Below are 11,829 nucleotides of genomic sequence, written 5' to 3'. Positions count from 1 at the left end.
TGAGTTCTTAAAAGCGGCGCTATGGAAGGCACCGCTCGCTATTGTCCTGCTATCTTACGCGCTGTCCAGCTTCGTTGAATAGAACAAGGCGCTTTGGATCGAAATGCAGTTGTACATTGTCACCGGCAGTCGGACGTTGATCGCGCATCTCCACGACCAAGCGACAAGTCGATTGCTCGGAAACCAAATCGCCATGAACAAAAGCCGTAGAACCGAGCTGTTCAACCGCTTCAATATTCATTGATACCGCCTGCCCTGCGTCGCTTTGCAGATGCTCGGGGCGAATACCAATTGTATACTCCGCGCCTTTCACCAATGATGAATTAAGCGCGGGCAGTTGAATAGGCACATTCCCGAACACAACCTGATTGTCGCCAGTGGCAACGCATGGAACGAAGTTCATTTTCGGCGACCCAATAAATCCTGCTACGAACATATTGTCGGGGTCATCATAGAGGTCAGTCGGGCTTCCGACCTGCTCAACAATTCCATCACGCAGCACGACAATACGGTCCGCCATTGTCATGGCTTCGGTCTGGTCATGGGTCACATAAATCATTGTGGCGCCCAGCTTTTTATGAAGCCGCGCTATTTCCATGCGGGTTTGAACGCGCAATTCCGCGTCGAGGTTCGAGAGAGGTTCGTCAAAAAGGAAGACTTTTGGATCACGAACAATAGCGCGTCCAATAGCAACGCGCTGACGCTGGCCACCTGAAAGTTGCGCAGGTTTACGGTCTAGCAACTGGGTGATCTGCAGAATTTCCGCAGCACGTTCAACAGCGGCACGCCGTTCTTTCTTGGGTTGCTTCTGAAGACGGAGCGCAAATCCCATATTCTCTGCAACGGTCATATGCGGATAGAGCGCATACGACTGAAAGACCATCGCGATACCGCGGTCATAAGGCTCCTCGTCGGTTACATCCTCACCGTCAATGATGATGTCGCCATCGGTAGGGTTCTCAAGCCCAGCCACAAGCCGCAAGAGCGTGGACTTGCCGCAACCAGACGGCCCAACAAACACGACGAACTCACCATGGGGAATTTCAAGATCGACGCCTTTGATCACTTTGACTGTGCCGAAGGACTTTTCAATGGAGGAAAGTGCGAGATTGGCCATGTGATATTACCCTTTCACGGCACCGGTCGCGATGCCGGCAACGATCTTACGTTGGAACAGAACGTAGAGAATGACGATTGGTGCGGCGGCCAGAACAATTGCGGCCGAAAGCAATGGAACGTTTGTTGTGTATTCGCCGCGCAGAGCAGTGATGCCCACCATTAGTGTGCGTTCATCTTGAAGTACGAGCAGAGAAATCAGAACGTCGTTCCAACAGTATAGCGTATTCAGAATTGCCAGAGTGAGCAGCGCCGGACGGCCCATTGGCAACATGATGAACCACCAGACATGGATAAACTTGGCCCCATCCACCCGCGCAGCTTCAACGAGCTCGCGTGGCAGAGCGCTGTAGAATGCGGTCATGAGATAGACGCTAAAGGGCAAGAAGAAAGCCGTGTAAGACAGGATCAGCCCCGTGCGTGTGTTCAACAACTCGAGCGCGAGGATGGTCTGGTAAAAGGGCACCAAGACAACTTGGACAGGGATCATGAGCGACGCAAGAATTACGACAAACACAAGCTTGCGATAAGGGAAGCGCAAAACCGCTAGTGCAAAACCGGCAAGTGAAGAGATGAGCAACAGCGCCAGAACCGCTCCGACCGTTACCGTAAAGGAGTTCATGAAGTATTCATCGAACCGCGCACGGCTCCACGCCGTAATAAAGTTTGCAAACGTTGGGTCGTTAACCAAACCAAACCGGTCGAGAATATATCCTCTGTTGTCCTTGAGTGCGTTATTCAGCGCAAAATAGAACGGGTATAGGCACGACAGCGCCAATAGAAACATAGGGACGGCAGCGATCCAGAGGGAACGGCTGTCAGATTTACTCCTGCGGGACATTAATCTGCTCCTAAAGGCTCGCGTTGCGGGTCATGATGCGAATTTGCAGATATGCAATACCGCCCATCATCACGAACAAGATCATTGAAATAGCGGAGGCATAACCTGGTCGGTTCAATTGGCCTTGCTCTAGCCAGATCAAGAACTCCGGCAGCGTTGTGGACGTTCCTGGGCCACCACCCGTAAGGACATAGATCAATCCGAACATCGAAGTCAGCACACCGATTGTGGTGACCACCGCGACAAATTCGATGATCGGGCGCAACGAAGGCACAATAATCAGGAACAATCGCTGCCAGAACCGAGCGCCATCTATGCGTGCGGCTTCGATGATGTCATCCGGTACTGTGGACAAGCCGGACAGGAAGATCAGAACACCCATGCCAAAGGTTGACCAAAGCTGAACGGCAATAAGGCTACCAAGTGCCGTCGCGCTTCCACCCAACCAATCAACCGCGTCGATACCTACGGCAGCAAGTGCATTGTTAAGGCTCCCGTCGTACCGCAATACGATATTGAAGATAGAGCCGATGATCACACTCGAGAGAACGGCAGGGAAAAAGTATACGGCGCGGAATAGTTTTCCGCCCGGAACACCTTGGTGGATCAGAATAGCAAGGAGCATGGGCAGCATCACCCAAATCGGCAGCGTCGCCAATAGGAGCAATGTGTTTACAATCGAGTCCTGAAATGTCGGATCATTCACAGCGCGCGTATAGTTCGCGAACCCGACCCAGTCTCCTTTGCCGATCCCGTCAGTGTTGGTCAAGGAAAGGACAAATCCCCACGCCAAAGGGAATACCCTAAAGGCGAGAACCAATAACAAGGCAGGAAGCAAAAACAAAAACGCCATGCGTATTTCGGCTTTGCTTCCCTCACCGCCGCGCCTTTTGCGCGGCGGGGTTGTTTTCTCAGGACTACTCACGAATTTGCCCTTACATGTTTGCCTTACGGGCTACTTCCATAGCTTCCACAGCCGCATCGACCGTAGTGTCACCATTGAGCAGCGATTGAGACTGACGCTTCCATTCTTCCAGAACGGCAGGGTTCAGTAGAGCATGTGGGCTGGCACCCGGCGCACTTGCCATAAGCTCGAGAGCGCGCGCCAGAGCTTCGCTTGAAAGCTTTGATGTATCAACTTCGGTATTCGCAGGAAGCGCACCCGTTTCAACCGCAAAGATCGCCTGACGTTCAGCATCCGCAAGGATTTCAACCAAGCTCATAGCAAGTTCTTGGTTCTCGCCAGCCTTTGGTACAGCCCAACCGATCCCGCCGCCAAAAGGAAGGCGCGCAACTTCGGCGTCTGGGTTCGGATATGCGAACACGCCAACATTTCCTTCGCCAAGGAACTCCTCAAACTGTTTCCAATGCGCGACATCAGACAAAAGCCCGACTGTGTGAGCAGCTTCGGAACGCATGAACATTTCGTATTCGTCCATGAATTTGGCAATGGAGTTTGCACCTTCGTTGAACCAACCGCGCTCGTTTCCATCGACCCAAAGCTCGACAATCTGGCGCACTTTCGGATCTGTCCACGAAAGCTCACCGGCGACCCATGCCGCATAGTCCTCATCAGTGAAGGTGCTTGTTGCAATCTGACTTACAAAGAACTCGCCGCCAAAGCCCTGTTTGTTGCCAAGCGCAAAGCAAGGCACATCACCTTTCGCGATAATGGCTTCACATGCTGCCGCCAATTCTTCATAGCTGGAAGGCGCTGCATCACGATCAAGGCCTGCGGCTTCATACAGATCTTTGTTATAGTAAACAGCGAAGCCTTGGATGGTAATCGGCAGTGCGAAAACATTACCTGCTCCATCCGAAAATGCCTCAACACCAGAGAAGTTCTCTGCTTTGTCAGTGAGATTTACCAAAGCCTCGGCACGCGATTGCGTTTTTGCACCACCGTGCACAAGAACAACATCCGGCCCCTCGCCCGATGTCAGGGCAGTACCCAGTAGCGTGTAGTATTGGTCATGCGGCTGCACAACAAATTTAACGGTTGCGCCGGGATTTGCGGCTTCGAACGCTTCTTTTGCAGCATCAAAATAGCCGAACGTTGCTGGATCTCCGGATTTCCAATCCCAAACCGTAAGCTCCTGTGCCGAAAGGCCAGTTGCAAACGTCAATAGTGCTGCACTTGAAAGCAGTGTTGTTTTTAGTTTTTTCATGTCGTTTCCTCCCAAAATGTCTCTGTCTTTTCGTTATTTTGCGTCGTCGGCTACTTGGAAATAAATCTGCACGGCGGCGCGGTCTTTAGCGCGTCAGCCGCAACAGGATCAGGCGCTGACCATATTTTTCTCGCGGCGTCGCTTAACGCGAAGCCAACACCGGGCTTCTCGGGTAATAGTGCATAGCCGTCTTTGAATTCGATCGGCGTATCTACAAGGTGCTCGTTGCTCAGGAATGAATACTCAAGCCACTCCACTTCGGGCAAAGCACACGCGGCATGGACACCCGTTTCAAGGAATGTGTTCCCCAATGAAACAGGCAGTCCCATATCAGCCGCGAGCCAGCCAATACGCATCGTATCAGACACCCGACCATGAACGTTGATGATGTCTGTACCACCTGCTTGAAGCAGCATACGCTTCCCAGTAAGGCCGAGATATTCACCAGAGTTGATCTGTGTGAACGGGGCCATTTGGCGCAATGAACGCAGGCCGGCAAAATCATTTCGAAGGATTGGATCTTCAATCCAGATCAGATCAATACCCGCATCGTGGAACATTGTCAGGCGCATTGCCGCCTCTTTACACGACCAAGCCTCGTTCGCATCAGCCATGATACCGCAATCAGGCCCAACAGTTTTTTTCAGGAGCTCGAGGCGGTGCAAGTCCCATTCTGGATCAGGACTTCCGATCTTGATCTTGAATGTATCAAAGCCATGGGATGCAGCATTCGAGAAGAACTCAACGAACTCTTCATCGCTCATATGGAAGTCGAGCCCGCTTGCGTATGCTCTTACTTTTTCGCGGGTGCCTCCCAAAAACTTACCGAGTGGCATGCTTGCCTGCTGAGACGCCAAGTCCCAAAGTGCGATTTGGAGGGCTTCATCAAAACCGTATTTTGCATCCCGCTGATTGCCACCGCGTGGCCGTTCAACCCGTTGCGCCAGCTCAATTGCTGTTTGCCCCTCAAGCTCAGGCCAAATGTACTTCGCAAAAGTCGCCTCCATCGTGGCTTGCGAAGGGTATGGCTCAAACAATTTGTGCCCGAAACCGAGCCCAATGTTCCCTGCGTCATCATGCAGTTCAAGCGCGACACTGTGAGAGTTCTCGAAGAACACCTGACTATCGCCGATACTGCGATCGAAACGATATTCAAAACGCGTTAGAGCGAACTTCTTGATTTTAGGCAGCACTGTCTGATGCTTTCATTTTACAAACTGATTAATCAGATGATGCACAATGACATTGCAGTTTGTCAACATGGTGATTAAGCTGCCTGTATGAAAACTGGAACACCTAAGAAATTATTGAGCGAAACTGCCTATCAGAGCATTCTGGACGCCCTGTTTAGCAAGCAGTTGCCTTTTGGCTCGCGCATGTCTCAAAAAGATCTCGAGAGAATCACAGGAACCGCTGTTGGACCAATTCGCGATGCTCTAAAAGTTTTGGAAGCTGATGGGATCGTTAAGGTGCATCCGCGATCTGGTATCGAGGTCGTGACACCTTCCGCAGAATTGGTTCGGAGTACGTTCCAGTTTCGCACAATCATCGAGCGTGCAGCGGTTAAACAATTTTCTCAACATGCGCGGTCGCAAGACATTTTGGACCTCAAGAACATCCACCTCGAAGAGATCAATCGCCTGAAAGGGTGTGATCCCAGTTCGGACCAGACGCTACTTGTTGATAAAATTGAGGACCAGTTTCACACGGGCATCGTTAACTCGCTTCAAAACGAGCTCATCGATATTTCTTTCCGAAGATTGCACCTCATGGTGCGGGTCATAAAGACTACCAGTTTCCTGTCTCCCTCAACGGTCATCACCTCGCTGGAAGAGCACCTCAAAGTTCTTGATGCATGCGAAAAGCGAGATAGCGACCTTGCAGAGAACCTAATTGGTGAGCATTTGATGAACGCACTGAGCCGGAATCTCGGCCTGAAGTAGCGCGTCTGCTGAAGACAAAACAGGCGCCCGAAAGAAGCGCCTGTTCTTCTGGTTCAATCGCTGACTAGGATGGTGCGTTCAGCTTGCCGATTGAAAAGAACATCGTCTCACCGGAATGATCGTCTACACCGTCATTGTCCGTCGAAATGAAAGCTTCGCCATCAGAAGTGATTGCAAGCCCCTCAACCTTATCCAAGACAAAACCACCCGTCGATGTGAGATCAGGTAGGAGGTCGCGTACCAATTCCTTCGATACAACCGGAAGCTCTCCGCCAAGCGGCGCTGGCACCAACTCTTCGAGGGCAACGCGATAAACCTTTTTGGTTTTCGCACGGTAGTCATGCTGGTTGTCGCGCTCAACGATGTAGGCATGATCGCCATAAATGGCCATGTCGCTCAGGCCGACCCAGCCGCCTTCTGCACCGTCCAACTGATAACGAACAGCGCCCCATTCATTCGTTTCGATATTGTAGGATACGAGCTTAACGTGCCCTTTCGGATCGTCAGCCCAATCGCGCTGCACCGGCATCCAAAGCGTGCTACCACTACGTGCAATTCCCTCAAAGCCGAAGCGCATTTCAACAGACATGAGCTCTTGGGGCAGCCCAATCTCCTGAGTAATCTCACCTTCTGCATTCAAATGGTATAGCGCGTGCGGGGTTACGCGATCTGTTCGCCCCTCGGACGCAATCCAAAATCCACCTTCGCCATCAGTAGTGATCCCTTCCATGTCGAGCTTTTGGGCGGGGCGGGACATACGCGTTACTGGTGTCGCTTTGGTAATTCGCGCCGGTTTGGTGCTTGCGTCGATGGTAAAGATTGTCGGTTGATAGCCATAGAAACTATCGTTGACCGCATAAATGGTCCGGCCCTCGCCCGCGACCATGCCCGATAGCGCGCCCCAACCGATAAGCGTATCTGCGCCTTCGGAAGTGATATGCGGGTAAGCCGCCGGAGCATCTTCGTACTGATAAAGCATGACGTGCGCGCGTGCGCCGCCATCTTCGATCAAGTCACTCTCATTTGCGGACACGAGAAGGTTTCGGCTTGGAATTGTCACAAAACCTTCTGGACCGACACCAGAGGGCAGTAGCTGCTCAAGCACTGGCGCTTTCGGATCGGTAACATCATAAACGCCGACGACGCTCGCGCGCTCCGCACCAACAAAAACCATCGGCGTATCACCAAACACATCAAACGTTACCGACTCTGGCTCAACCCCTTTTGCGTCCGAGCGTTTGTCAGGATAATGGCCGATTTGAACGATAGCGTGCTCAAAAGATGCGCCGCTCTCATAGATCTCGCTGCCATCCTTGGAAAATATGGTCCAACCGCGGGAACCGCCTTGGTAATCGCCTTCGTTCGCAGTTGCGAAATGCGTCTCATCAATCCAAGCGACCGCATCAGGTTCACGCAGGCGGCCTTTCTGGCTTTCTGTGAAAATCAACGCGCCGCGCTCATCTGTGGCGTCAATGTTTTCGAGGTCAACCGAGCCCGCTGAGAAGTGAGAAATTACTTCACCGTCGCGATCGACAACCACGAGATGGTTGTTTTCCTGTAGCGTCACCACAGTTTCGCCCAGCGCATTGATTGAGACATACTCTGGCTCCGGGTCGCTTGGCGCGATTTCTGCAAGGCCAGTCACCGAGACTGTTTTGAGGCTGTCACAAGAAGGAATTCCTTCCGTGACATCAAGCATGGCTAGAAACCCAGCGTCGTTCTGAGGGAGAATGCCGTCATTCAGATCCTCGTCGCGCTCATTTTCGATCGCGATGGAAATGAAGCTATTGTCCGGCGATTTCGCAACGCTATCCGGCTGGCCGCCCAGATCACAGCTTGCAAGCATTTCACCGGTTTTGATGCTTATCGCACGTAGCTCACCAGAGGGTTTCACATAGCTTTCCGATGTGTTGACCCCAACGAGTGCGATGTCCCCGATCACAACAACCGATGTGGGCTCGCCCTGAAGATCAATATTGCCAAGCGGTTTGGGCGATTTTGGGTCAGTGATGTCGATCCGGCCAAGAACACCAAGCGGGCTGTCGGTGTATACAAGCGTCATGCCGTCTTCGGTGGCGGCAATAATCTCTGGAGAAGTTTCGCGGCTTTGATCTTCTCCGGCTGACATATTTTGCACAACGGCAAAAGACGCGATGCGGTTGAAGTTCTTCTCCGCAATCGCAGCTCCGGCGGATAGCGCCAATACAGAAGTAAGGCCAAGCAGTTGGATTTTCATTGTGTTCCCTCATTTAAATGATTGCGCTGTGCCTGAGGGACAACGGAAACAACGAGGTAAACAATTTATGGTGTTTTTGTAAAAACCGCTCGGCCTTGGGTCTCTACGCGATCGCCTTCATACAATCCTTCCAATTGTATTGCTCTTTAAAGCCAAGGACTTCTCTGATCTTTCGATTGGAGTATAACGCCTCGTGCGGGCCCAATTCACGCGTGACTTCTGCTCCGGAATAAAACCGCTCAACGATCTCGTCGTTGGTGATGGCAACCGAATTTGAATCGTTTCCTGCATTGAAAATCTCAAATCCTAACCCGTCTTTCTTTAGGCATAGGTCCACAATCTGTCCGAGGTCGCGCGCATCGATATAGCAAAAGATGTTGCGCCGACGCAGTGATGGGTCTTTTACGAAATCGGCAAATACACCGTACTCATGCGGCTCAATGACATTTCCAATCCGCAGACCATAGATATCAATACCCGAACGCACTTGAAATGAACGCGCCGTTTTCTCGTTAACAACCTTGGACAACCCATAGCTATCCATCGGATTTACATCGTGATCTTCTTCAACAGGGAGCGATTGCGGCTTTACTTCGCCATCCGCAAAGCAAACCCCATACGTGGTTTCGGAGGAGGCAAAGATGACCTTCTTTATACCAAGCTTCACCGCTGCTTCGATGACGTTATAGGTTCCAACTGTGTTCACCCGAAAAGTTTCGTGGTCTGGATGAATAAGAATGCGTGGCACCGCCGCAAAGTGAACGACTGCGTCGAATGCCGGCACGCCTGTTCCGGCGTCAAGCTCGCCAAAATTTGCATAGCTCGACAGAACGTTAAACATCGAACCAGAGTCGGTGATATCGGCGAGCAAGTCATCGATCCCCTCCTCATTCAACGGCTTAAGGTCGATGTTAACAACGTGGTGCCCCTGATCGCGTAGGTAGCGTGTTACATGCCGACCTGCTTTTCCTGTTCCGCCTGTGAATGCAATTCTCATTTGTTCGCCTCCTCAACTGTCTTGTGCAACATGATGTCTGTCGAAGGGAACCGCAAGCGCCCCATACAATGAGAAAACGCCGTTATTTTATCAACAAGCTCTTAGTTTAAGCTATACTATCCGCGACCAGACAAACGGTGCTTGACCATGACAGCTCAACAAAACCGACCCATCGTCTCTTCGCGGCACCTTGCAGAGGGCGAAGGGCGAGCATCTTCCGAATATGAATTCGGCCTTATTGTGGCCTACAACGCGTTTACCCGATGGATACAACGCTGCATGGCCGCTGCGGGTTTTCCGGAACTTAGCGCGACTGAAATTTTGGTTCTTCACAATACGAACCATCGGGACCGCAAGAAGCGTCTCACCGATATCGCATTTTTACTAAATATCGAAGATACGCACACCATCACATATGCGTTGCGCAAGCTCGTAAAACTCGAGCTTTTGACCACGGAGAAACGTGGCAAGGAGGTCTTTTACGCAACATCCGAAGCCGGCCAAAAAGCCTGCGCAGCCTACCGTGACATCAGAAATCAGTGCCTTGTTGACGGGCTCAATCACACTGGCTTGTCAGATGACGATCTTGCCGAGATGGCAAAAGTCTTGCGGTTGCTGTCTGGCCACTATGACCAAGCGAGCCGATCCGCGTCATCGTTGTGAAGGCCTCATTGTCAAAACGTTGATAAATTGTCATTATGTAAAGCGCATCGACCAAAGGCACCGAGCAAATGTCCTCACCAAGTCAACCATTGCTGCGAGACGTCGGCCTGTCAGGGCTATTGGTGACGTTTTCAGACACGCTCACAGACGGGGCAAACAGTGCTGCCCTCGCGTTTAGGGCCGCAGTTGACAGTGCCGATGTTGAAGGCATTCTGGAAACAACGACGTCACTCACATCGGTATTGATATCATTCGATATTTCGCAATTGTCGCGAGATGATCTACGCAAGTGCGTTCTTAAGATGCTGGGCGAGCAAGATTGGGAAGCAGCCCCGCTGCCAACGCCGCATAAGCTTTGGCACATTCCGGCGTGTTTCGCTGGTGAATATGCCCCACAACTCGGAGAAGCCGCAGAACTTGCAGGTATCTCGGAGGCACGCGCCATACAAGAGATTGAGGCAACGACCCTGCGTGTCATGACTTTGGGTTTTGCTCCTGGGCAACCATATCTCGGCAGTCTGCCTGACAATTGGAACATACCTCGCCAAACGGGGCTGACAAAAAGCGTACCACGAGGCGCAGTCACAGTCGCAATTCGCCAGATCACCACGTTCACAAACTCCGCTCCAACTGGGTGGCGGCAGATTGGCCAGATGGCGTTTGCAAACTTCAACATAGATGGCACAACACCAATTGCGCTGACACCAGGCGACGAAGTCAGGTTTCACGCTATTTCCGAGCGCACGTTTGCAAAACTGCTTCAAAACCCAAGCTCTCCCTACCCCGACCTCCCCGGAACGCCATCAGGCAATGGCGGAGCAAGCTTTGAGGTCGTCGGCGGATGACCAGACTTTTTGTTCGAAACATCGGCCCTCTCGCAACCATTCAGGATTTGGGACGAACTGGTGTCATTGCCAAAGGGCTCTCGCGCGGAGGTGCCGCCGATCCCGTTGCGCATATCGAAGGCTCTGCGCTACTAAACCAAAGCACCGACAACGCCTCGCTAGAAATGGCAGGGTTCGGAGGGACGTTCGAGGCACAGGGTACGGTTTACATTGCCCTAACCGGCGCTCCGATGAGTGCCTCAATAGATGGCCGACCTATCAAATGGAACTCTAGCCACAAGCTGAACGATGGAGAAACCCTGTCCATCGGCTCCGCATTGTCCGGAACTTACGGATATCTGCATGTTGGCGGCGGGTTTCAAACGCCATGTTTTCTAGGAAGCCGGTCTGCGCATCTAACTGCTGGAATTGGCAAACGTGTCGAAACAGGTGAAAACCTACCTGTTGGATCATACAACACAGAGGAGTTCATTAGCTCCACCCTTGATAGCGACAGACGGTTTGGCGGTGGAACGGTACGCATTTTACCCTCGGTGCACACCGCGCTGTTTTCAGAAGAAGAACGACAGCGGTTCACGCAGACCAGCTTCACGCGGTCCATCAATAGCAATCGCCAAGGGGCCGAGCTTGTCTATGATGGCGAAGGTTTCACCACGAAATCAGCGCTCTCTATCCTGTCTGAGCCGATGTTTGCGGGAGACATTCAAATGACCGGCGCGGGCAAGCCTTTTGTGCTCTTGCCGGAGTGTCAAACGACAGGTGGGTACCCAAGAATTGGGATGGTTCTACCAGATGATTTACCGACTGTGGCGCAGGCACCGGTTGGAACAGAGCTTCGCTTTCGCTTTATTGACTATGAAGAAGCAAAACAGGTGCATAGGCCGGTTGACGTTCTTTACAAATCGCTTCAATCGAAAGTGAGACCGCTGCTTCGGGATCCAAATGACATCAAAGACTTGCTAGGGTATCAACTCATTAGTGGAGCCATAACAGGCTGGGACACGGATAACGGAGGCTAAA

At 51.9% G+C, this 11,829-nt stretch carries 11 protein-coding genes; 4 read left to right on the top strand and 7 right to left on the bottom strand.

The features are described 5' to 3' along the window. Positions 1-49: 49 nt before the first annotated feature. The 5 genes from OU789_RS02850 to OU789_RS02830 all read right to left on the bottom strand — a co-directional run bounded on the left by OU789_RS02850 (position 50) and on the right by OU789_RS02830 (position 5,318). Positions 50-1,117, bottom strand: coding sequence for an ABC transporter ATP-binding protein (locus tag OU789_RS02850; RefSeq protein ID WP_274653109.1), 1,068 nt, complete (start codon positions 1,115-1,117; stop codon positions 50-52). A gap of 6 nt (positions 1,118-1,123) precedes the next feature. Then, positions 1,124-1,957, bottom strand: a complete 834-nt coding sequence (locus tag OU789_RS02845; protein WP_274653107.1) for a carbohydrate ABC transporter permease — start codon at positions 1,955-1,957, stop codon at positions 1,124-1,126. A 10-nt stretch (positions 1,958-1,967) separates the two neighbouring features. Further along, positions 1,968-2,726 (bottom strand): carbohydrate ABC transporter permease, encoded by a 759-nt coding sequence (locus tag OU789_RS02840; RefSeq protein ID WP_274653105.1) that lies wholly within the window; start codon positions 2,724-2,726, stop codon positions 1,968-1,970. A 166-nt stretch (positions 2,727-2,892) separates the two neighbouring features. Further along, on the bottom strand, positions 2,893-4,125 hold the full coding sequence (locus OU789_RS02835) for an ABC transporter substrate-binding protein (RefSeq protein WP_274653103.1): 1,233 nt from the start codon (positions 4,123-4,125) through the stop codon (positions 2,893-2,895). 50 nt (positions 4,126-4,175) lie between these two features. Next, on the bottom strand, positions 4,176-5,318 hold the full coding sequence (locus OU789_RS02830; protein ID WP_274653101.1) for a mandelate racemase/muconate lactonizing enzyme family protein: 1,143 nt from the start codon (positions 5,316-5,318) through the stop codon (positions 4,176-4,178). A gap of 87 nt (positions 5,319-5,405) precedes the next feature. Between OU789_RS02830 and OU789_RS02825 the strand changes: the two genes are divergently transcribed. Next, positions 5,406-6,068, top strand: coding sequence for a GntR family transcriptional regulator (locus OU789_RS02825; protein WP_274653099.1), 663 nt, complete (start codon positions 5,406-5,408; stop codon positions 6,066-6,068). Between the two features lie 64 nt (positions 6,069-6,132). Here the strand turns inward: OU789_RS02825 and OU789_RS02820 are convergent, their stop codons facing one another. After that, positions 6,133-8,304, bottom strand: coding sequence for an esterase-like activity of phytase family protein (locus OU789_RS02820; protein ID WP_274653097.1), 2,172 nt, complete (start codon positions 8,302-8,304; stop codon positions 6,133-6,135). Between the two features lie 103 nt (positions 8,305-8,407). Then, entirely contained in the window at positions 8,408-9,301 is an 894-nt protein-coding gene (locus OU789_RS02815; RefSeq protein ID WP_274653095.1) for an NAD-dependent epimerase/dehydratase family protein, read from the bottom strand. 147 nt (positions 9,302-9,448) lie between these two features. Here OU789_RS02815 and OU789_RS02810 point away from each other — a divergent pair, with 147 nt between their 5' ends. The 3 genes from OU789_RS02810 to OU789_RS02800 all read left to right on the top strand — a co-directional run bounded on the left by OU789_RS02810 (position 9,449) and on the right by OU789_RS02800 (position 11,828). Continuing rightward, positions 9,449-9,964, top strand: a complete 516-nt coding sequence (locus OU789_RS02810) for a winged helix DNA-binding protein (protein WP_274653093.1) — start codon at positions 9,449-9,451, stop codon at positions 9,962-9,964. Between the two features lie 68 nt (positions 9,965-10,032). Then, the gene (locus OU789_RS02805; protein ID WP_274653091.1) at positions 10,033-10,809 is read left to right on the top strand and encodes a 5-oxoprolinase subunit B family protein; all 777 of its coding nucleotides are present in this window, start codon (positions 10,033-10,035) and stop codon (positions 10,807-10,809) included. Continuing rightward, entirely contained in the window at positions 10,806-11,828 is a 1,023-nt protein-coding gene (locus tag OU789_RS02800; protein ID WP_274653089.1) for a 5-oxoprolinase subunit C family protein, read from the top strand. Before OU789_RS02805 ends, OU789_RS02800 begins: the two co-directional genes overlap by 4 nt. The last annotated feature ends 1 nt before the right edge of the window (position 11,829 follow it).

Origin of the sequence: Halocynthiibacter sp. C4 (assembly GCF_028823805.1) — a bacterium.
Lineage (GTDB): Bacteria > Pseudomonadota > Alphaproteobacteria > Rhodobacterales > Rhodobacteraceae > Falsihalocynthiibacter > Falsihalocynthiibacter halioticoli.
The sequence above is the reverse complement of the archived record's forward strand: the minus strand, read 5'-3'. Positions and strand labels throughout refer to the sequence as shown.

Excerpts from the sequence above, each read along its gene's own strand:
- OU789_RS02850 (WP_274653109.1), bottom strand. The coding sequence starts at position 1,117 with ATGGCCAATCTCGCACTTTCCTCCATTGAAAAGTCCTTCGGCACAGTC.
- OU789_RS02845 (WP_274653107.1), bottom strand. The coding sequence starts at position 1,957 with ATGTCCCGCAGGAGTAAATCTGACAGCCGTTCCCTCTGGATCGCTGCC.
- OU789_RS02835 (WP_274653103.1), bottom strand. The coding sequence starts at position 4,125 with ATGAAAAAACTAAAAACAACACTGCTTTCAAGTGCAGCACTATTGACG.
- OU789_RS02825 (WP_274653099.1), top strand. The coding sequence starts at position 5,406 with ATGAAAACTGGAACACCTAAGAAATTATTGAGCGAAACTGCCTATCAG.
- OU789_RS02820 (WP_274653097.1), bottom strand. The coding sequence starts at position 8,304 with ATGAAAATCCAACTGCTTGGCCTTACTTCTGTATTGGCGCTATCCGCC.
- OU789_RS02815 (WP_274653095.1), bottom strand. The coding sequence starts at position 9,301 with ATGAGAATTGCATTCACAGGCGGAACAGGAAAAGCAGGTCGGCATGTA.
- OU789_RS02810 (WP_274653093.1), top strand. The coding sequence starts at position 9,449 with ATGACAGCTCAACAAAACCGACCCATCGTCTCTTCGCGGCACCTTGCA.
- OU789_RS02805 (WP_274653091.1), top strand. The coding sequence starts at position 10,033 with ATGTCCTCACCAAGTCAACCATTGCTGCGAGACGTCGGCCTGTCAGGG.
- OU789_RS02800 (WP_274653089.1), top strand. The coding sequence starts at position 10,806 with ATGACCAGACTTTTTGTTCGAAACATCGGCCCTCTCGCAACCATTCAG.